The following is a 22,394-nucleotide window of genomic DNA, read 5'->3' as shown; positions in this document are numbered from 1 at the left end:
CCAATCTCACCACGCCAAGGTTCGCGAAACAACTTTAGAAAGCGGCGTCGGTGAGTGAATCGGCATCGGCGTCGGTATTCGTCTTCCTAGATCTCGACTTCTGCCGCGTCGATCGGCAATTGCCGGCTCATCCAGATCGGTGTGAAGATGAACCATCCGATGGTGCCGAACAGTGCGATCGATTTGACCAGCGGAAGCTCAATCGCTCCGGCAAAAAACAGCGAACACGGTACGACGATCATGCAAAGGGTGATCAGCGACATCATCTTGGCGAAGTTCTTCATGGCGACAGCACGGTTGTGTTATTGAGGTGAAGAAATGAATTGAACGGGATTCAAACGCGAGCCGTCATCAGGAAATCGTTCCGTCAGCCGGTGAACGCTGCGTCAGCTTGCTGATGAGCAAGTAAAGGACGCCGCAAGTGAACCAACATGGGATCACCGCATAGGCCGCGAAAAATCCTTTGGCCAGAATGAAGTACAACGCCACCGCCACCGGCAGCACCCAAGAGATCAAGACAGCGCTATTGATGCGAGCTCCGGTGACCGCCGCGTACTCGGCACGCAAACCAAACTTTTGAATCAAGTAGAAGTCGACAAAGATGACGGCTCCCATCGTTCCCAGGACCGTTCCATAGGTGCCCACAAAATCGAGCAGTTGAGCCGACAGGTTTGGGAACGCTCCAGCGATGGTCGCAACCACACCGGCGACAAGGGTCATCGCGGTTCGTGAGCTTCGGGGGAACATCCCCTGAAACGCGAGCCCCGCGCGATAGATCGTCGGGTTCGCGGTCGTCCAACCCGCGATCACCACGCAAATGATCCCTGTCCATCCGACCGCTTGGTAGGCAAGCAACCCAGGATTCGCGGTGACTTTGCCGTCATCGCCGACCACCAACGCCGGCTGCAACTTGATCAACGCGGCCAACAACAACGCCGCCGCGATCCAAGCCATATAGTGCCCGAGAAACATTCCGATCGCGGGCGCCCAGCCTGAGGACTTACTCTTCGCAAAGCGGAAGATCGTGAGATCAGACATCCCGAAATGCATCGCTCCGTTGCACAACCAAGCGAAGACCACAATCTGCCAGAAACTGAACGTCCCCGGTCCGTTCTTTTCCTGCACGAATGCAATCGCATCGGACCAAAACTTGCCTTCCGACAATGCCGATGCGTTGGTGGCACCCATTTGAGACAGCGAAACAATCCCGCAGCACGCAAAAACGGCGATCATCCACGGGGCCGCGATATTCGCGAATCTTGCCACGCGTTCATAGCCGCCCGCCGCAACCGCGGTGATCACGGCGCCGACGATGACCACCAACAATGTGAACGATGGATTGCTCAGACCAAAGAAATTCTCAGGCACGTCAAAGCGGATATCGAAGGGCACTCCCACGGCCGATGCGGAGACCGTGACCATCGCCCCGGCGAGAAAGCAGAAGAGCAATCCGTTGACCAAGTTGTAGAACTTGACCAGCGAACCACCGGCGATGCGTTCGAGCTGATAGTAAAGGGTCAGGCGCTTGGCCATCGCGATCGGGACCACGAGGAATCGCCAAGTCAGCACGGCCAGCAGGTTGCCGAGCAACAACCCCAGCAGCAAATCAGACAGGCTCGCTCCCGCGGCAAGGAACAGCGGCCCGATCATGAACTCGGTGCCCGCCGCGTGCTCGCCGGCGTACATCCCCCAGAACTTCCCGTTTCCCATTCGTGCGGATTCGGGAACGGGTTCGCGTTCAAATTCGCCGCCCGCGTTTGAATTTTCTTCGCTCATCAATGCTCTCGAGTTCTAAAGATCGGTCGATTCACCGTCGTCTGCTTGTCGGTCCGCCACGACCGCGAATTTATCGGCGGGGGTTTGATCAAACCAAAGCGGAACTGTCACTTCGTTGCGACAACACTTTGCTCTCGTATTCCCGCACGTTCTCCAACCAATCTGATCCCGCGGGCACGCCGACCGATTGGCAATAGTGATTCCAAACGGCACCGAGCGGGAGCGTCTTTTGCTCTTCGATCAACGCGAGTCGACCGGTCAGGTCGCCTTCCAGTTCCAGCTTTCGCAGTTGCTCGGTTGGTTCCAGCAATGCTGCCAAGACCGCTTTCAATGCGTTGCGAGTTCCAATCGCCCAAGCCGCCACGCGGTTGATGCTGGCGTCGAAGAAATCCAATCCGATGTGCACACGTCCCAAGTAGTCACCGCGAACAACTTCTTGCATGATCGATTGCAACTCATCGCTGTACGTGACCACGTGGTCGCTGTCCCAACGCACACCGCGACTGACGTGCAACAACAGTTCAGGAACGTACATCATCACCGCGGAGATTTTGTCCGAGATCGTTTCGGTTGGATGGAAATGCCCGGCGTCCAGGCACAGGACTTTGTTGCGTGACATCGCGTAGCCCATGTAGAACTCGTGTGAGCCGACCACGTAGCTTTCGCTTCCGATGCCAAACAGTTTGCATTCGACTGCATCGAGAGTGTGTTCGGCGGGATACTCGGTTGCGAAAATGGAATCCAACGAAGCGGCCAATCGTTCCCGCGGTGCCTTTCGATCGGCGGGCACGTCTTTGTACCCGTCGGGCACCCAAAAGTTATTGATGCAGGGATTGTTTTGAGCCGCGCCCATTGCGGCGGCGATCTTTCGGCAGGCGATGCCGTGATCGATCCAAAATTGACGAATGCCTGAATCCGCGTGAGCCAGCGTGAAACCATCCGCCGCGTTGGGATGTGAGAAGTAGCTCGGGTTGAAATCCAAGCGGATCTTTTGATCGCGAGCCCAATCGATCCAGCCCTGGAAGTGTTCGACCTCGATCTCATCGCGATCGACGCGGCTCTTGAAGTCACCATAAAGAGCGTGCAGGTTGAGACGGTGGTTGCCGGGGATCAGCGAATAAGCCAATTCCAGATCGCTCTGAAGCTCATCGATTGTGCGAGCCCGCCCCGGAAAATTACCGGTCACCGCCAACCCGTTCCCGAGTGCTCCGTCGTCGCCTTCGAAGCCCTTCACGTCATCGCCTTGCCAGCAATGGACCGAGATTTCCACGTCTCGCATGCGTTGCAAAGCCGAATCGACATCGACTCCAATCGCCTGGTAGTCCTCTCGGGCCAACTCAAAAGCCTTCTCGATATTGCCAGCTCGATTCATGGTCTCAATGCCTGATCTAAGGGCGGTGTGCGTGTCTGTCCGGCCACTTGGCGTGACCCATCTTTCCGTAGCGTATCCGAGGGAGCAACGCCAAACCTTGACATTCTTGCCGATAACAAGACAATCGTGCCACCTGGAATCGCTTTTCTGAAACAGCCGAATCGAGCCAAAACTCCAGTCCAAGGTGCCCCGGAGCCATGTCCGAGATGATCCCGACGCTGAAAAAGGAGGACTGGTTTCACCCCGACGGCTTTCCGATCGTGGTCGAACGGCGTGATCCGCAAGAACCCTTTGGGTTGCATTGCCACGAGTTCGCCGAGATCGTCATCATCACCGGCGGCAAAGGCGTTCATATCACCGGCGAGGACAGCTACGAATTGGTGACGGGAGACACGTTTGTGATCGGTGGGGACCGACCGCATGACTACTTGAACATGGATCAGTTGAGCCTGATCAACATCTTGTTTGATCCGCTCGAGTTGCCGCTTTCGATTGGCGATCTGCAATCGTTGTCCGGCTACCATGCGCTGTTCACGCTCGAGCCAGCGTGGAGAAAGCGGCATCAATTCACCAGCCGCTTGCAGCTCAATCCAGCGGAGTTGATCGAGACGCTTCGTTATGTCGAATCATTGGATCAAGAGCTGAAGCAACGCTCGGCTGGCTTTCGAACGATGGCGACACTCACGATGTTGCAATTGGTCACCTTTCTATCGAGGTGCTACAGCCGAACCCGCAATCCCGAGAGCAAGAAACTGCTTCGCATCGCCGAAGCGATTTCGCACATCCAGCGACACTTCGATCGCTCGATTTCGTTGGATGACTTGGTCGAGATTTCGGGAATGTCTCGCCGGAATTTCATTCGCACCTTTGAAGGCACGATGGAGACCTCCCCGATCAAGTATTTGATCCAAGTGCGGATTCAAGAAGCCAGTCGCTTGCTTCGCAGCACCGATCGGTCGATCACCGACATCGCCTTTGACGTCGGTTTTTCAGACAGCAACTACTTCAGCCGGCAGTTCCGCACCCACCTCGGCTTGTCGCCTCGCGAATACAGAAAGCAAATGCGATAAGAACCACGTTGACGTAGCGGAAGGGCGCGAGCCCTCCGGTTCCTCACCGGGCGGCTTGCGCCACACCGCTAACATCGTGACTTGTTGTTCACGCGATGTTAAGCGGCAAACATCACGCCAGGTTGAACTGTTCGCACAGCTCGTCGATGACGTCTTGTTGCATCACCGACACGTCCCCGATCGCTTTCGCATTGATCACGGCTTCGGCGGTGGATTCGAGCACTTCCAAGCGATCGAATGCATCCAGCACTGTGGTACCGGTCACCAACACGCCATCGTTTTCAAGAATCGCGGCTGGGTTGCGACTGCACACGTAGTCGGCAATCGATTCATCGCCAGAATACTGGACTCCGTAGGGAGCACGAGCCACGTCACGCAGGAATACGTAGCTTTCAGGAATCGTACGAACGTCCAAGGGCACGCTGGTCACACTGAACGCCGTCGCGTTGACCGGATGAGCAAACACGATCGCTTGCACGTGCGGGTGTTTTTCGTAGATCGCGCGGTGAGCGTTGGCAGCGCGGCTGGCCAGTTTTCCGTATTCACGAAATTCACCTTTTACTAGGACAAAGTCCTCCGCCCGCAACAACTCGCGGTCCCGCCGTGTTGGCGTGATCAAGAACGAATTGTCTTTCAAACGAGCTGAAAAACTGCCTTCGGTGCTGATCAACAAACGCTGGCGGCAACCGCGACGCACAAACTCACACAGTTGCCGTCGCAATTCTTGTTCTTGCGTGGTGGCGGCGGGCGGTTGGTAGCTGACGAAGTCAACGCTTCGGTGTGCCGCTTGATCCAGTTGGGAATCGTCGAGGTATTGAACCTCACCAATCTGCTTGGCTTTGATCAGTGTTTTACCCGCGAATTCGAAGGCCTCGAATCGTTGGAATGCGGATGCGAAATCTTGGCCGGCCACGACGACGCCGTGGTTTTCCAGGATCACGCTGTCGCATCCGTCTTCGAACTGTTTCGCAATGCTGGCCCCGAGAGCTTCCGTCCCCGGGCAAGCGTAAGGTGCGAAACCGACTTTGCCACAAACACTGTGCGCTTGATGGAACAACCGCGTGTCGGGTGTCCCGCGGCAGATGCTGAAGGCGACCAGCGCGACCGGGTGAGCGTGCACGATCGCCTTCACGTCCGGCCGGGCTTCGTAGATCGCTTTGTGAAACGGGAACTCCGAGGATGGCGGGTGCGGGCCATCGACGGATCCATCGGCGCGAACGCAAATGATATCGTTCCGAGTCAGGTTGCCTTTGTCGACTCTCGCCGGCGTGATCCAAATGTTGCCTTCGCTGTCTCGAATCGACAGATTGCCACCCGAAGTCGTCGTCATGCGGTAGCGATAGATCCGATCCATCGTTTGCATGATTCGGTCTCGTGGATGTTGGACATCTCGCGAATGGCTCATTCTATTCCCGTCGGTGAAGGTTCGATCAAAGGTCAGCGGAGGCGATTACAGAGGCCGGACAACCGACGTGCTGCGGTAGTAATCCATCAACGTTTCAGGCGAAAGCACGCCGCCGCCCATGCCGCTTTTCTTGACTCCGCCGTAAGGGACACCGTGTGCGAACACGTTGTGAGCGTTGATCCAACTGTTGCCAGCGATCATCGCCTCAGCGACCCGATTGGCTCGTTCGGCGTCGGTCGTCCAAACGCTGTTGGCCAACCCGTAGTCGGTGTCGTTGGCTTTCGCGATCGCGTCCGCTTCATCAGAAAATTTCGCCAGGTAAGCCACCGGGCCAAAGATCTCTTCGCGTGCGGCAACGTTGTCCAGCGGTCCGGCCAACAAAGTTGGTTTGACATAGTTTCCGTTCAGGCCCTCGACCGTCGCGGGACCACCACCGCACAAGCATTGGGCTCCTCCTGCGGTGCCTTTTTCTTGGTACCCGAGAACACGTTCGCGTTGTTTCGGATTCACAACCGGGCCCATGTCACTGTTCGGATCCAGTGGGTGACCGATGCGGACTTTTTCCATCAACTGTTTGCACTCGGAGACGAATTCGTCGTAGATGTTTTCGTGGATCAACCAACGCGTTGCATCGCAGCAGACTTGACCGGTGTGGAATGTGATTGCACCAACCAAGGCTTGCGCGGTGGCTTTGACATCGACATCATCGAAGACGACCGCGGCACCCTTGCCACCCAATTCCAGCTTGACCGGCACCAGGTTGCGTCCGCAAGATTCACCGACCAAGCGGCCGACTTCGGGCGAACCGGTGAACGACATACGTTTGATTTGAGTGTTGTTGGTCAGGGCCGCTCCCGCGGTTGCACCTCGACCGGTGACGACGTTGATCACGCCATCCGGCACACCGACTTCCTTGGCCAATTGAGCCAAGTAGATCGCAGAGAGCGATGTGTCTTCGGCGGGTTTGATCACGACGGTGTTGCCAGCGGCCAATGCCGGCGAGATTCCCCAGCCGATCAAGAGGAAAGGGAAGTTCCATGGAAAAATGAAAGCACAGGCACCCCAAGGTTGTTTGACCGTGTAAGCATCGTGGCCCGGCACATCCAGCTTCGTGCGTTTCTCGACTTGGTCGGACAGGCCAACGAAGTAACGCATCGTGTCGACGAAGTTCTGCACGTCGCCGGCGGCTTGGGCTTCGATCTTGCCGGCATCGAGAGCCTCGATTTGGGCGATGATCGCTTTGTGACTTTCGACTGCATCGGCGAGTTTGAGCAGGATGCTGCTGCGTTCTTCTTGGGACAATCCCGCCCAAGCCGGGAACGCTTCGTTGGCGATTTCCACCGCACGATCAATCTCGGCCGCATTCAAATCGTGGATCTCAGCGAGCTGATCGCCCGAGCCTGGATCGATCGTTGCGAGCACGTTTCCCTGTTCGCTCGGGAAGGCTTTTCCGCCGACGAAGCTTGCCAGGGGCGATTGATCCAGGAACGATTGAACTTCGGGAAGCAATGTGTGTTGGGTTGCGACGCTCATATTCTTTCTTGCTCAAACTTTCTCTGCGGTGAATGGGGTGAAATAGCAGTGTACAACGATTGTCGATGGACTTCATCGAGGCAGCGGGCGTTGAACGGGAAGCCCATCCAACAAACCGGGGCGGGCGGGGCCCGTTCGAAACCGGTACCAGAACGCTCCGTCGTTCAAACCTCCGACGGGTTGATTTCCGACCGTGATCCAACCTGGATCTGACAGTGCGAAATAAGTCGTGTTTGGCTTCAACCGCGGCAAATTGTTGAATGTGATTTGCCGAGTGCCCTCGTCAGGATGGCCCGGTTCAGGATCCGCTTGCCAGACCACTGTTTGGGTGTCACCGGCTTCGTACAAACGAAGGGTTTTGCCGGTTGAGTTCGCAAATTGAATCGGTTTTGAAAAGTGAAAACTCAGATCCGTGTCACACGGAACATCCATCGCAGACATCGCGGGAACGGCACGCACGTAAGCGGGCATGATCATGCGAATGCGGTGGTATCCCCAACCTTCCTGGTACTCCTTCAGCGGTGAACGCCAAGACGCAGGCATCGTTGTGCGTTCGCGAGCGAACTGAAACCAAGCGTCGCTCATCGCTGTCAACACGTCGAGGCGTTCGCCCGCCAAATCCTGTGACTCGGCCGGATCGTTTCGAATGTCGTACAGTCGCCACGGCCCGTCACTGATGCTGGAAATTTTCCAGTTGCCTTTGGTCAGTGCTTTGCCGGTTTGGTTGAAGCACCAAAACATCTCGTCGTGAATCGCGAGTTCCGGCAGATCAGGATTTCGAAGCAATGGCAACAACGAACTTCCATACAACGGTTCCAATTTGCGATCGCCGTCATGAGTTGGATATTCAGCACCCGCCAATTCGAGCAGCGTTGGATACAGATCGGTGACATGCAATCGCTGTTTCCGAATGGCTCCTTCTTGTCCCGACAATTGAGCTGGCCAACGCACGATCAACGGCACGGACACGCCGCCCTCTTGAGCACATGATTTGTACCAACGAAACGGTGTGTTCTTCAGATACGACCAACCATTGGACACGAACGCGTTGCTACCGGGTTCCCATGGAATTTGTTGGTCGTAGGTGTGGATGTTGCCGTTGCTGTAAGCGCCGCCATTGTCCGCCATGAAGATCACGATGGTGTCTTCGTCCAGACCTTGGTCGCTCACGTGTTGGAGCAAGCGACCGACGTTCCAGTCCAATCGATCCAGCATCCCGGCGTAGGCCGCCATTCGTCGGCTTTCCTGCGATTGAATCGACGCCGGCAATTCCTCCCAACGTCGCACCTCAGCATCCGGTTCGGACATCACGTAACGTTCGTCGATCAACCCCATCGCGATCATTCGGTCGTAACGATCGCGGCGCAGTCTTTTCCAGCCCGCCCGGTAGCGTTCGTAGTACTTTTCAACATTCTCACGGGGCGCGTGCAGCGGCGTGTGCGGTGCGTTGAACGAAACGAGTGTGAAGAACGGTTTGCCTTGCGTTTGTGCTGACTCAATCTCTTCGATGGCACGGTCCGTGAACGCGTCCGAGCTGTACCATTCCTCGGTCACGGGCTTGGGTACGTCACGGTCCGTTTGAATCGCGAGATTGCCATTCTCCATGCCAGTCCAACTGTCGATCGCACCTCCGAGGAATCCGTAGAACGATTCAAAGCCCGCGTCCATTGGATTACCAGGTTGATGCCACTTGCCAGCGAGCGAAGTCGCGTAGCCCGCTTTCTTCAGCAGGCGTGCCACCGGTAGCGAGCGTCGATAGTTGTCCGATTGAGAATGTGTGTGCCCCGTCATCAGGCTCGTTCGAGTCACCACGCACATTGGGTTGACATGAAATTCGCTGAAGCGAACCCCTTCGGATGCCAATCGATCCAAATGCGGCGTGTCGATCTCACCGCCGTAGCAGCCAAGGTCTGAGTAGCCCACATCGTCCGCAATGATGAGCAACACGTTTGGCTTGTCCGCCGCCGAAGCCTTGGGTTCAACCGACACCACGAGCAGCAGGATGCCGACGAGGAGAGGCAACGTTCTCAACATCAGTTGGCTCGCCTCGATCGGTCCGAGTCAACCATCGAATCACGCAAAAACTGATCACGCAATTCCCACCAGCGATCCGCCATCTGCTGGACTCGTTCAGGATGCTTGTCCGCCAAGTCGTTTTGTTCGGCTCGGTCGCTGGCCAAGTCGTAGAGTTGCCAGTCACTACTTTCTTTTGACTCATTGGCCGCGGTTTCGGAACGCAACCAGGGAAAGGGGCGAGAGATGTTGGAATGAATGATCTTCCAATCACCCTGCCGCAATGCCCAGTTGCCTTCATGATAGAACCACAATTCGTCATGAATCGACGCATCGTTGTCGTCAAAAGACGGCTTCAAACTTCGGCCGCTCATCGGTGGGCCACCGGTCTCGTCCAGCTCGACTCGGGCGAGATCCAACACGGTCGGCGCTATGTCGATCGCGTGTCCGAGGTTGGACCGCAACTCGTTCTTCGTACGGATTCCCTTGGGCCAATGAACAATGAACGGTGTGGATGTGCCACCTTCATGCACCCATGTTTTATGCCGACGAAACGGGGTGTTCGCGGCGCTGCTGAACCCAGGCCCCAAGCACAAATAGGTCGCGGCCGATCCGGGTGACGCGGAAGGATCGTGTCCTTCGCCTCGGACCATGATCTCCGCGCTCGCACCGTTGTCGGACAGAAAGCAGATCCAAGTGTTTTCGAACTGGCCCATTTCTTTGAGCTGAGCGAGCACGCGGCCGATCTCTTGATCCATGCGGTCCACCATCGCCGCGTGGATGGCCATCTTGGTTGCTTGGAATTGTTGTTGCTCTTCGGTCAGTTCCTCCCATGGCAACGGGCGAGTGACCTCTCCTTCGCCGAGCACTTTGATTTGGTCGGGGAAGGCATAGGGCGGACCAACTTCTTGCTCGATCGGAGACAGAGCACCAACGTTCAGGCCCAGTTCGCGCTGTCGTTGCTTGCGTTCTTTCCGCAATGCTTCCCAACCTGCGATGTAGCGGTCGCGATAACGCTCGATGTCATCCGGCAACGCATGCAGCGGGAAGTGAGGAGCATGAAATGCGAGGAAGTGAAAGAACGGCTGGTCAGAGTATTCTTCCGCGTGTTCCTGTAAACTATCGATCGCATGCTGAGCGGTCGCGGTCGTCCGGTAGAACTTCGGATCGCGATTCTTTTTGCGGATCGAGTCAAAGAACCCCGGGCTTCGGGTGGCTTCGTCGGAGAGATCAAATCCGTTGTCGGTCGGCTTGCCGTCGATGTGCCATTTGCCCGAGTGATAGGTGCGATACCCGGCCGGACGAAGGTATTCGGCCAACGTCTGAGCCCACTCGGGACGTTTTCCACCGCCGCCATATTGCCGCGTCGCCCCTGGCATGCTGTCTCGACGCACTTGTTGTGGATAGTACCCCGTCATCACCGCCGCTCGTGTCGGCCAGCATCTCGCCGTGTTGTAGAACTGCGTGTACCGCAAGCCACCCGCCGCCAATGCGTCCAGGTTGGGAGTCTCGATCTCACCGCCGTAGCATCCGGGATCCGAGAACCCAAGGTCGTCAGCGAGAATGACAAGGAAGTTCGGTCGTTCGGATGCAAGCGAGGGATTGCAAGCGATCGCCAAACCAGCGAGTGCCATCACCCAAATCAGATTCCGCACGTTTCGAAAGTTCATATCAGTTGTCTTTAAAAGTTGATTGCGAAGTTTTGGAGGTGGTGTCTCATAGGTTGGACTTCCAAACCTTTTTGCACCCCACATCTTTTGAGAGCCGCTTGCGTTGGGAATACAAGCGGTTAAAGCCAGACATCCCTTGCCGAGGAATTATCAGTGTTTGATTAGCGGCGATTAGTGTTCCCTTGACCGCTCTGGTGGAACACTAATCCAGTCTGATCGGACACTAATCTTTGGTGTTTCGAGATGTGGGGTATGAAAAGGCTTCCAAGCCCGACCAAACAGAGGACGCTGTTTTCCCGACGGTCTTGGAAGACCATCGTACGTGCTTAGCGAACTGTGTCAGCGAAGGTCCATTCTTGGATGGTGTCGCCGTTGCCGTTGAGCAAATGCATTTGCCGGATTTCCATTTGGCCAGGGCCATTCGATGGATCGATTCGGACGCCTTGCACCGGGCCATTCGGCGAAAGCTGGATGGAATAGGTGTGGACGTTTCCATCGTGAGTCACATCAAACACCTGGCTTCGCGCTGCATTGTAGGGAAGCCCGATCTCTTTCCAAAAGATTTGCCCACTGCCCGATGAATTCGATTGCATTTCAACAGTGAAGGTCATCGGCGATGCCTTCACCACTTCGGGAAGCGAAAAACTCAAGTGTGGGTCACCGCCGGTGCTTTCAGCTCGCAGCACGTTGTTGGAAACGGAAAGGTCGCACGTCCCACCGGGCAACCAACCGGCGACCGGTTTTCGGTGAACTCGCGGTTTGGTCTTCTTCGGTGTGCTGCCGGTGCGTTTCAGAACGCCTTTGCCTTCCGCGGCGAGGTTGTATCGGGCGGGATCGAATCTTGGATTGACCAGCGGTCTGACGGCATTGGTTTCAACCAGATGCTGTTCAATCAGCTTGTCCAACTGCTGGACTCGTTCGGGATGTTTAGCCGCCAGGTTCGTTCGTTCACCGAGGTCGTTCTTCAAGTTAAAAAGCTTGTAACGATGTGAGCCGTTTTGACCACCGTGGAAAATGCGAATCAGTTTCCAATCGCCTTGATGCACGCTGACCGAAGGCGGAATCCAATTCGGCACAGGAGGATCATGAGGGAAGTAGGTGAAGATCGCTTCACGCTGAAGTTCCCCGCCAAGCAAGACTGGGACGATGCTGACCCCGTCGAACATTTGATTCGGCTGAGCGTTGATCGAAAGCATTTCCAAGAGCGTCGGGTAGAAATCGATGCTTTGAATGATCGCGTCGCTTCGCGATCCGGCTTCCACCACACCGGGCTGGACAACAATCGCCGGTCCTCGCACGCCGCCTTCGTACATCGTCGCCTTGCCACCTCGTAGCGGAGCGTTGCTGGTCGCGGTCGTGCCGTCCACTTCGTTGTACATGTTGCCGCCGTTGTCCGACGCGAAAACGATGATGGTTTCGTCGGCGATTTCGAGACGATCCAATGTGTCCAGCAATGTGCCAATCGCATCGTCCATGCTTTCAATCATCGCGGCATACGTGGGGCAGCGTTGAGGATCGTTCGCATCGACGCGATCTCGATACTCCTCGATCAACTCTTTCTTCGCGTCGAACGGCGCGTGAACACTGAACATCCAGTAGTTCAGGAAGAACGGCTCATGCGCGTGCTGCTCGAGAAACCGGACCGCTTCTTTGGCCATCCGGTCCTCAAGGTGCTCGTCCGGGATCATCGGATCATGATCAAAGTCCTTGAACTTCCACGGTGCAACGTAGCTGCCCGCAGGTCCCGGTCCGGGATGGTGCGGCAAATCGACGTCAAAACCATGTTCCAGCGGTGAGTAGGGTTCCGATCCCAAGTGCCATTTACCGAAGTGGCCGGTCGCATAACCGTTGTCCTGGAACATCTCGGCGAGCGTGTAGTATTTGGGATCCAGCCGCGTAACCGATTCGGGAACAGTCGAGAACTTGCTGGGTGGCCCTTTCGCGGTCTCTTTGGGTTCCAGAACGACCTTCGGCAAGTGGCAAGTCGGCGAAGTGATGCCGTGTCGTGCTGGGCTGAGCCCGGTCAGAACACTCGCCCGCGTTGGCGAGCAAAGCGGACTGGATGAGTAGGCTCGCGTGAAAGTCATCCCGCGTTTCGCAAGCCGTTCGATGTTCGGTGTTTGATAGAGCTTCGTGGTTCCAAACAGAGTCGTGTCGCTCCACCCCAGGTCATCAGCCAGGATGAATAGAACGTTGGGACGCTTCGATGCACTGGTCTTCGGCGACGCAGCGGGCTTGTTCGCCAGTTCTTTCACTCGGATGTTCTTCCACAGCACGGTGCCTTTCGCACCTTTGTGTACCTGCAGACCGAAGAAGCCTTTGCGGTAGGATCCGTCGTCGATCCAGTGAGCGGCTGGAACACCATTGATCCAGGTTTTGACGACGTTGCCCTGAGCAGAAATCGTCACACGATTCCAGATGTCTTCCTTGGTGGCCGCTCTCGCTTCCTTGTGCTCTTTCAACCACAGCGGATAAAAGTAACCGCCGCAGCTTTGACCATAGATGCCACCGGACCAATGGCGATCTTGACTGAATCCTTCCATCTCCGCCTGAGGTCCAAACACCGTTTCGGTTCCGTTCTTGCCTGGTTTGGATTGAGCACGGAACATCACACCGCTGTTGCACGACTCTTCCCACTTCATGTCGCAAGTGAAAATAAAATCTTCGAAGTCGTCTCGTTCAGTCGACAAATAGGTGCTGTTGGAACCTGGAACGACTTGGCCAACAAGGATCCCGTCTTTCACCGTGAACTTGCAGGTGCCACCCTTCGGAGTCCAGCCACTCAGGTCCTTACCATTGAACAGCGAGGTGAAACCTTTCGACAAATCCGGCTCGGGGTCTGTGTTAAGCAGCATCTCCTCCGGCAAAGGAGCATTCGCTTGGCCTTTGTACTTTGCATGCCATGCATCCTGCTGTGGGTCGAGTTCACCCGCCACGATGACGTGGCTAGCACAAACGCAAATCGCGAGAGCGAGCAACGAAAGAGGAATTCGATTCATGATTGGTTGTCCGGTGGGGATTGGCAGCCAGTGTCGCGGCGGGCCAGTTTTGAGGTGGGAAGGGATGTGGGGTCGGATGATTTGGCCGTGGGGAAAACGCCCGGCCATCAATCGGCCAATTGATAGATCGAGATCGATTCGATCATCATCTCGCCGGCGTTGGCGTATTTATCGTAAGTCGCGAAGGGATCAAAGCGAAGTTTCCCCACGGTCAGTCCATCGGGAATTGCGAAAAGATAGTCGTTCACCGTGTCCGATTGTCGAAGCAACCGCTTGGTTTGTTGCTGACCGTTGAAACCTCGGCCGGGAATTGCCCAGTAAAATTGGCTGGTCAAATTCTGTGAGGGCATTGCTCGCAATTCGATGACCAGCTTGCCTTCGAGTGGCTCGCTCAATCGGACTGCCATCTGCGAATCGTCGCCGGTTGCAACCAGATAAGCCTCGCCATTTCGCTGTTCGATTTGGAGACTTTTTCGCTCGCCCCATTTCGCCAAATCCTGCGGGTCTCGGAAGTCCCACGACTCTAGTTTTGTCGCACCGGTCAGATCGATTTCGCCTGGATTGATGGAGTTGTCTTTGGGGGCCGATGATTTCAGCGGAACCTTTGCTGGTACGATTCCGCTGGACGCCGAAAACTCATAGCTGCCCGATTCGACGGTCAACGCAACCACGCTGCTTTCTTGCCGAAGGATGCTGACGTTCGCTGTGTCCGACAGAGCGTTGCCGCTCTCGGTGATGCTGTTGGTATCGCTTGTCGGAAGGTAGATGGTTGCCGTGGTGTTGGCCGGGATCGTGACGTTCAAATGAAACTTGCCGTCCGACACTTTCCACTCACTGCGAATCGTTCCGCGAATGGAATCGTACGATGCCTTCACCCAGTTGATTGGTTCGTGCATCGCGTTGCTTCCAGGTGACGGCGGGGTCGGCCGGATCACGATCCGCTTGAATCCTGGACCGTCGGACTGGATTCCTGCCAGCGTCGCAAACATCCATTCGCAAACCGCGCCGAAAGCGTAGTGAGAGAACGAGTTCATCGCCGCGTTGTGCCGGCCAAACGCATCCTCTTTGGTGTAGCTGTCCCATCGTTCCCAAATCGTGGTTGCACCATTGGAGATCTCATAACCCCAAGATGGAAATTCGCGAGACTGCAATAGGAACGTCGCCAGATCATGCTGTCCCGATCCTGATAGAACGGGCAGCAATGGTCGTGTGCCGAGGAAACCGGTCGCCATGTGATTGCCGTTTTCCGCCAGCCGTTTGGCCAGGTATTTCCCAGTCGCTTCGCGTTGATCCGCGGGCACCAGATCCGCAAACAACGCCAGGGCTTGAGCGGTTTGAGTCCGGACGTTGATGCTGCCATCTTCGTTCAAGTACTTCGCCTGAAAAGCGGCTTGCGTTACGGCACGTTGCTCGCGGTAGAGCTTGGCTTCTTCATCGCGACCAGTTGCTTCCGCCATCTCAGCCATCATTTGTGCCGAGATCGCAAAGTACACGCTGTCGATGTAGTCGAGCGGTGTTTCTTCGCCTTGAGATAACCAATCGCCCCATGCGTTTCCGTGTGACACGCCAAGGTTGTCCACGCTGGTCTCTTTGCGCCACTGCATGAAACGAGTCATCGGTTCCCAGCAGTCATCGATGACTCGGGTGTCACCGTAGAACTGCCAGATCGTCCACGGGCAAATGACCCCCGCGTCCGCCCAGGCCGTTCCGAAGTCCCATCCATGCTGAAAGGGATACGGAGCGTAGCCGGGGAAAGCACCACTGGGGCGTTGTGACTCCATCAATTCTCGAAGCCACTTGGTGTAGAACGCGCCGATGTCTGCGTTGTAAGCCGCGGTCGCGACGTAAGCCTGAGCGTCACCCGTCCATCCCATCCGCTCATCGCGTTGCGGGCAATCGGTGGGCAAATCGAGGAAGTTGGCTCGTTGGGTCCAAACCACATTTTTGAAAAGCTGGTTGACCATCGAGTCACTGCATTCAAACGTGCTCGCCATGGGTGTGTCGCTGTGCAGCACCAAACCGGTGACCATGTCCAATGGAGGTGTCCCACCGGACGCCTCGGCAGATGCACCGCCTGCGTTTTCATTCGAATCTGACAAACGCTTCACTTCCACGAACTGAAAGCCATGGAAGGTGAATCGTGGTTGGTAGACCTCTCCGTCGGGATCACCTTTGCAGGTGTAGTAGTCCGTCGCTCTTGCTTTGCGAAGGTTCTCGGTCATCAAGCGACCATCGGGATGCAACATCTCTCCGTAACGCAGTTGAATCCGCTCGCCTTCGCGTCCTTTGACTTTCAGACGAATCGTTCCGGCAAAGTTCTGTCCGAGGTCGAAGACAAACGTATCCGGTTCCAATTCCGATACCGTTTTGGCGGTGATCTCTTGAGTGATACGAACCGGCACTCCGGGAAACGCTTCCAACTTTGGCCGTTTGAAACCAAAGTCGCGTTGCTCTCCGACCTTCTTCACCCCGGTACCTGCCGTGGTCGGATTTCGAAACTCGTAGAACGTTGCCGTCACCTCACCATTCTGCTTCGCCAAAATCGCGTCGTCCCACTGTCCATCCTCAAACCCGGGTTTGGACCAACCAACCATTTCGCGACGTGCGTCGTAGGCTTCGCCCATCAAGAGGTCCGCCTCTTGGATCGGGCCTTCGCCGGTCACCTTCCAAGTCGTGTCGGTGCCAATGGTTTGTTTGGTACCGTCTTCGAATTCGATCTCGAGTTGCGACATGAACGAGGGAGTCTTTCCGTAAACTGATCGGCCGTTCTTTTCCGGTCCCATCCCGGTCAACAATCCAAACCCCACATAGCCGCTGTACCAACCGTCGGCGACCCAAGCACCGATCGCGTTGTCGCCTTCGCGAACCAAGTCAGTGACATCGTGCGTGTTGTAGTACGCACGCTTGTGATAGTCCGTCCAACCAGGAGCGAAGCTGGCATCGCCAACACGTTGCCCGTTCAGATGCAGTTCATAGATGCCGAGTGCGGTTGCGTAGACGGTGGCACGTTTGATCGACTTGGACGCCGAGAACTCTTTTCGGTACTGACGCGCCGCTGGCAAGTGAAGCGTTGAAAGATCGGTGTGGACCGGCGAGTCGTCGCGATAGCTGATGTATTCGGCGGACCAATCACTTTCGTCGAGCAACCCCATCGACCATGAGGCGACATCACTCCAAGTCGCGTTGCCGGCCCCATCCCAGACCTGGACTTTCCAATAGCATTCTTGGCGACTCGGAAGCCGGCTGCCCGCATACTCGACGAACAGTGTTTGATCGGATTTCACCTTGCCGGAATCCCAAAGGTCACCGACGTTGGATCCAAGCTGCGTTTCCGAAGAGGCGACGAGCAACCGATACGCGGCCTGCGATTGTCCCCGTTGATTCGACGTGACCTGCCAGCTCAGCCGAGGCTGAGTGATGTCGATCCCGGTCGGATTCTCGAGGTACTCGCACCGCAGACGCTGCGGCTCGAGAGCGGAAACGGATGCTGCGGCGGCGACAGTGGTTGCCGCGAAAAACAGGAAGGATAGGAGCGTCTTCAATGGTCAAACCGGGATGGGGGGAAGCTCAGCAAAACGCCCTCTGCCGCGTCAAATCGACGAGAAACAGTGCTGACTGGCGTTGATCTTGCCAGCCCCCCTTATTCACGCGAGACCCAGCTAAGGGATGTGAAAACCTTCGTCCGGCGCACTAGCGTCACCAGAACAGCCCCAATCTAGCTCGAGGCTGTGCGGCAAACCTTTGCGATTGCGCAAACAACCAGCACGATCGTGCCAAGTCCATAGAGAAGCGGTCTGGCCAGGAAGTGCGAGCCGTTTCCCATGCTCGGCCCTCACCCTCGCGTACGCCTGAACGGCGTCGCTGTGGAGCGTTGATTCTCAGTCTTTGTTGGCTTCGAACAACGCGGTGAATTCTTCTCGCAGGTCTCGCTTGTCGGCTGCCAAGTTCACTGTTTCACCGGGATCGGAATCCAAGTCGTACAGCTCGATGGGCCCCTCGATGTCGTACCGAACGGCTTTCCATTTACCGCGACGGGCCGCTTGGTAGACTTCGCCGACCACTCCGGAATTTGGATCTCCGGCTTGCTTGCCAAACTCCCAGTACAGAGTCCGATCGGGCAACGGTCGTGGATCGTCGCGAAGACGCGGTAGCACGGACACTCCGTTCGTCTTGATTCGCGGAACGATGTCCAGGGACACGCCTGCGATCTCAGCGAAGGTTGGCAGCACATCGGCGAATGCCCACGGCGTATCGTCCACTCGTGGAGACTGGATGGCAGCGGGCCAGTGGGCGATCATGGGCACGTGAATGCCGCCATCGTACAAGTCACGCTTCATCCCTTTGTAGGGTTCCGAAGCACGAAAGAACGTCGGGTCACCACCGCCTTCATCGTGCGGTCCGTTGTCCGAAGTAAAAAGGATCAACGTGTTGTCCGCGACGCCTTTGGATTTCAGCGTTTGGTAGATCTGGCCAACGTATGCATCAAGTGCCGTCACCATACCGGCCAACGTCGCATGCGGGCGTTCAACAGGCTCGGGGTAATACCAAGCGTATTTGTCTGACGCGGTTCCATTGGACATGCCGCCATAGCGAGTCTCGGGAAACGCATCCTTGTAGCGTTCGACAAACTCGGCTGGCGCGGCCAGTTCAGCGTGAGGCGACGAGTACGCCAGAAGCACAAAGAACGGATTCTTGTGATCTTGTTCGATGTACTGGATCGCTTCGTTGGTGAACAAAGCTTGTGCGTACGCCCCCTTCTTTCCGCCCTCGTTTTCCTCGATTCGAATCTTCTTGCCGTCACGCCACAAAATGGTTGGGTATTGCCGGTGCCCTTCCAAAATCGAGTACATGCCGTACCAGGTATCAAACCCCATCGCCAATGGATCCGTCACTCCCATCTGCGAACCGATGGAATACTTGCCAAACAATGCCGTGTCGTAACCGGCGTGCTTCAACACATGAGCAATCGTGACGTCGATGTCTTTCAGTTGGACCGTGTTGGAATTGTTGTCCATCAATCGTCCATCGCGACCGGTGAACAACGACACGCGGGATGGCGAGCAAACCGTATTGCCTGAATAGGCCTGCGTGAACCGGATTCCGTTGGCGGCGAGTCGATCCAGATGAGGTGTTTGAATCGGGGTGTTGCCGTACGCTCCGATTTGATTGAAGCCCAGGTCATCCGCCAAGATCAAGACAATGTTCGGCGGTTCGGCACCAGCATCATCGGCCGTGGCGGACGACGGCATGCATGCGAAAAACGCCATGGCCCATGCCAATAAAACCGACTGCCAGTGAGCTCGATGCGACATCATCATTCCGGGGAAGTGTTGGGAATCGTGTTCTGAACCACGCGAAAGTGGCGGTCCACTTGCGTCACTCGAACAACGCGAGAATCTGATCAGCCACGACTTGATGACCGGCTCGGTTGGGATGGTTGGACTGCGAGAGATAGTCCGTGACATCATCGCCTTCCCCGACCAAACGTTGAAATTCCGAGTAGGAATCCACCAGCGGCAGGTTGAACTCACCAGCCAACTGCCGGATCGATTCGGCATGTTTCGCGAGAGGCGAGTCGGGATCCAAAATGTCTTCTTTGGAATCAGGAGTCGGTGTCAGTAAGACAACCATGACGTCTTTTGCCACCGCCTGCTTGATCATCTCTCGCCAGCAATCCTGAGCGGTTTCCAAGCCGACGCGACGATCATTCAAACAGTAGTCGATGAAGATAACGTCGGGCTTCAACGTCAACACATCGTCCGCGAATCGCTTGGCCCCACTGACCGAATTCTCGCCTCCGATCGCGGTGTTGCAAACATCGATCACCGCGGTTGGATAACGCTCGCACAGTTCTTGGTGAAAGAGCACCGGGTACGAATCAAAACGCCGAACAATCGGCGTACGGAAATACCCGGCGGGGACGGAATGCCCGTGAAAGACAAATCGAACCAAGCGGTTGTTCGGCCAAGTCTGTTTGAGCTGTTGCTTCAGATCAGCGAAAGGGTTGGCTTCCGCGGGCTGGACTTTCTCAGCCGGCGGTGTCGCTGCATCTTTGGCTTGGCAGGGAACTCCTTTTGCGAAGGCAACCAGTGTCAAGACAAACAACGCACGAACAAGAATCTGCATGGAACCACGGAAAGGCAAAGGATGGAGGTCGAGTCTACGAAACCGAAATCTCAAACTGGATTTCGCTGACGTTTCCGCCAGGATACTCCACAACCAGAGGCACCGCTTCCATTCCAGGCACCATGTTGAAAACCCGCGACTGGGCACCACTGGACTGGGCACCACTGGACTGGGCACCACTGGACTGGGCACCACTGGACTGGGCACCACTGGACTGTGCACCACTGGACTGGGCACCACCGTGGATTGCAAACGGCACATTGCACTTGCAGACGACTGTGCCCTCCGGCTTTTCGATCTCAATCTGGTTCTTGGATACTCTCCGGACCGTTTCGCCAGTCGGTGAAACGATGGGAACGATCAAAGCAAACGCATTTGCTTGGCGATCGGATTGGGCTGGTGAGGCGGTGAGCAGCACGCGTTCACGTTCAATGCGATAGCTCAACTGGCACTGGGAATTTGACTCGTCGTCGATTTGCCGGTCTTCGTCCTGGAGCGTCGTTGTGACGTCGAATCGGACTTGGTCATCCGTTGCATTGGAGGTCACGTTGGCTTTGAGGTCGTACAGATTCGTGAACCATCCCCCTTCGTTGCGTCGTTCCAATCGAGTCGTGAGCGGGAAGTCCTCCCCGGGTTGCGGTTGTTGATTCAGCGGTTCGACTTGGATGTAACGAGCCATGCTGGATGCCAGCAACGTGCCGACTTGGGCGTGATGAAGGACCGCGAGCGAGCCGCCAGTGGGTTGCTGGATGTGATCGGCCGATTTGGTTTTGTAGATGGAGTCATACGCCGACACGGTTGCTCGCCATGGGCCTTTTGCTGCCAACCAAACATCCAGTTCGGCGAAGTGCTTGACACCATCCGACGTCACTCGAGGCAACGGTTTCAGTTCGTGTTTCGTCGCCGTCGGCTGCGTCTTGTCTAGCACCAAAGCCATCGCTTTGGCGTGTGCGAAGGTGTGGTGGATGCAGGGTTTGACCCCGTGAGAGACGTAGTGAGGACCGCCGTGCAGCAGGCCGTCTGCCGTGCATCGTTTCAGCAGTTCCGCATTTTTGATCGCGGCGGTTTCGAATGCTGGATTGCGATCAGCCATCAATGCGAACGCGGGTTGGCATCCATCCGCGGTTCGACTGCCCCAATAAGACCATTTGGCTGAACGAGTTCCCCAACTGTTGTCCCAGGCACCATCGGGCAGCATGAATTCCAGGTGCCCATTCATCGACTGAGTCAACAAATCCAGCAGCGATTCATCACCGACTTCTAAGGCGTAAAGCACCACGCCATTGAGTGACTCTTCCACGTTGTAACCAAGATCCACCGGCAGCAGTCCACGACCGCTTCTATTGTCGTTGGGCTTTCCCTCTCCCCAGAGCAGCTTGTTCGGTTCGGTGAAAAACTCTTTGACTCGGACCGCGAGCTGCTGGCTGCGTTCGGTGTACTTGGCATGGTTCAATACGCGGCCGAACAAATGAAAGCCGTAGACGGCCGTCATGCCGTAATTCAGATTTGTGAAATCAATTTTTCGAAAGTCGCTGAACAAGTACCCGCCGGCTGCTTCGTCCAAGCGTTGTTCCCAGGCACGCTTTTCGTCGGCATCTAGGACTTCACCGTGGTAGTGCAGTGCTTCGGCCAACGCGATGGCGCCAAAGATGGTGGTCCCGCGCCAAGAACGAGGGTTGATATCGTTGGTCCAGCTACCATCTTCTCGACTGACGTTGTTTTCCGCCCACGCGTAAACATTCCGTGCCGCGTCCAAGTACTTCTGTTGGCCGGTCGCATTAGCCAAGTAAAGAAACGGGTACAAGGCGTCGCTGCATCGACCATGGATGTGACTACAGGAGTCACATTGGAGAGCACCGTGCGCGGACGGATCATCAGGGGCAACGGTTTGGCGGCGGATCATGCCATCGCACCAATCCACCAGCAAAGACTTCGCCAGCGATCGCATATCCGAATGATCTTGTTCGGGCAATCGGTTCTGTGACGCAGCATCCGGGCCACTCGCCAAGAGGGGACGCGTCCCCAGCAACTTGTTCGCACTTACCAGTCCGCCAAGGATGCCGAGCGAGGTCATTCCGGCAAATTCACGTCGATCCATGGAGTGGTCTTTGTATCGTTCATTGGGGAAGGGGAGTGGGGAGTGTAGATGGCCAATGGCTGCAGGCCATTCTGATCAGGTGGGTACCGAGTCTGATCAGGTGGGTACCAAGGAAGCACGGTGCCGAAAATGCGTTGACTCAGGGATGAACGAATAACGATGAGTAACGACTGAAACTCGACACTTACATCCTGACATGGACGCGACCTGTTGCGTTGTTTTCGCGAAAACCCACGCAAATTTCCGAAAAGTGAAACGTCATAGGAAATTGGATTGCAAAAATGGGATCTTTCGCCGGGAGAATCACAGAGGCATCGTGCGAACTCGGACTC

Annotated in this window: 13 protein-coding genes; 1 reads left to right on the top strand and 12 read right to left on the bottom strand. The window is 56.1% G+C overall.

What is annotated here, in order from left to right:
- Positions 1–86: 86 nt before the first annotated feature.
- The 3 genes from RE6C_RS19655 to RE6C_RS19645 form a co-directional block, all read right to left on the bottom strand.
- Positions 87–284: a hypothetical protein gene (locus RE6C_RS19655; RefSeq protein ID WP_008659367.1), complete on the bottom strand. Its 198-nt coding sequence runs from the start codon at positions 282–284 to the stop codon at positions 87–89.
- A gap of 67 nt (positions 285–351) precedes the next feature.
- Positions 352–1,776: a purine-cytosine permease family protein gene (locus RE6C_RS19650; protein WP_008659366.1), complete on the bottom strand. Its 1,425-nt coding sequence runs from the start codon at positions 1,774–1,776 to the stop codon at positions 352–354.
- An 88-nt stretch (positions 1,777–1,864) separates the two neighbouring features.
- Complete coding sequence (locus RE6C_RS19645; RefSeq protein ID WP_008659365.1) at positions 1,865–3,148, bottom strand: L-rhamnose isomerase; 1,284 nt, start codon at positions 3,146–3,148, stop codon at positions 1,865–1,867.
- A 197-nt stretch (positions 3,149–3,345) separates the two neighbouring features.
- On the opposite strand from RE6C_RS19645, the gene RE6C_RS19640 reads away from it, so the two are divergent.
- Positions 3,346–4,218, top strand: coding sequence for a helix-turn-helix domain-containing protein (locus RE6C_RS19640; RefSeq protein ID WP_008659364.1), 873 nt, complete (start codon positions 3,346–3,348; stop codon positions 4,216–4,218).
- A 112-nt stretch (positions 4,219–4,330) separates the two neighbouring features.
- Here RE6C_RS19640 and RE6C_RS19635 read toward each other — a convergent pair whose 3' ends face one another.
- The 9 genes from RE6C_RS19635 to RE6C_RS19595 form a co-directional block, all read right to left on the bottom strand.
- Positions 4,331–5,623, bottom strand: a complete 1,293-nt coding sequence (locus RE6C_RS19635; RefSeq protein WP_008659362.1) for a class II aldolase/adducin family protein — start codon at positions 5,621–5,623, stop codon at positions 4,331–4,333.
- Positions 5,624–5,668: 45 nt separating this feature from the next.
- The gene (locus tag RE6C_RS19630; protein WP_008659361.1) at positions 5,669–7,156 is read right to left on the bottom strand and encodes an aldehyde dehydrogenase family protein; all 1,488 of its coding nucleotides are present in this window, start codon (positions 7,154–7,156) and stop codon (positions 5,669–5,671) included.
- Between the two features lie 72 nt (positions 7,157–7,228).
- On the bottom strand, positions 7,229–9,190 hold the full coding sequence (locus RE6C_RS19625) for a sulfatase-like hydrolase/transferase (RefSeq protein WP_008659360.1): 1,962 nt from the start codon (positions 9,188–9,190) through the stop codon (positions 7,229–7,231).
- Positions 9,190–10,839 carry an arylsulfatase gene (locus RE6C_RS19620; protein WP_039962654.1) on the bottom strand — a complete coding sequence of 550 codons (1,650 nt, stop codon included), beginning with the start codon at positions 10,837–10,839 and terminating at the stop codon, positions 9,190–9,192. Before RE6C_RS19620 ends, RE6C_RS19625 begins: the two co-directional genes overlap by 1 nt.
- Positions 10,840–11,165: 326 nt before the next feature.
- Positions 11,166–13,838 carry a sulfatase-like hydrolase/transferase gene (locus tag RE6C_RS19615; RefSeq protein WP_008659357.1) on the bottom strand — a complete coding sequence of 891 codons (2,673 nt, stop codon included), beginning with the start codon at positions 13,836–13,838 and terminating at the stop codon, positions 11,166–11,168.
- Between the two features lie 107 nt (positions 13,839–13,945).
- Entirely contained in the window at positions 13,946–17,380 is a 3,435-nt protein-coding gene (locus RE6C_RS19610) for a glycoside hydrolase family 78 protein (RefSeq protein WP_008659355.1), read from the bottom strand.
- Between the two features lie 336 nt (positions 17,381–17,716).
- Positions 17,717–19,156: a sulfatase-like hydrolase/transferase gene (locus RE6C_RS19605; RefSeq protein WP_008659354.1), complete on the bottom strand. Its 1,440-nt coding sequence runs from the start codon at positions 19,154–19,156 to the stop codon at positions 17,717–17,719.
- Positions 19,157–19,214: 58 nt separating this feature from the next.
- A complete protein-coding gene (locus RE6C_RS19600) occupies positions 19,215–19,964 on the bottom strand; it encodes an SGNH/GDSL hydrolase family protein (protein WP_008659353.1) in 750 nt (249 codons plus the stop codon).
- A gap of 34 nt (positions 19,965–19,998) precedes the next feature.
- Positions 19,999–22,062: an ulvan lysase-like protein gene (locus tag RE6C_RS19595; RefSeq protein ID WP_008659352.1), complete on the bottom strand. Its 2,064-nt coding sequence runs from the start codon at positions 22,060–22,062 to the stop codon at positions 19,999–20,001.
- Between the last annotated feature and the right edge of the window lie 332 nt (positions 22,063–22,394).

The sequence above is a fragment of the Rhodopirellula europaea 6C genome, assembly GCF_000338295.1.
Lineage (GTDB): Bacteria > Planctomycetota > Planctomycetia > Pirellulales > Pirellulaceae > Rhodopirellula > Rhodopirellula europaea.
The sequence above is the reverse complement of the archived record's forward strand: the minus strand, read 5'-3'. Positions and strand labels throughout refer to the sequence as shown.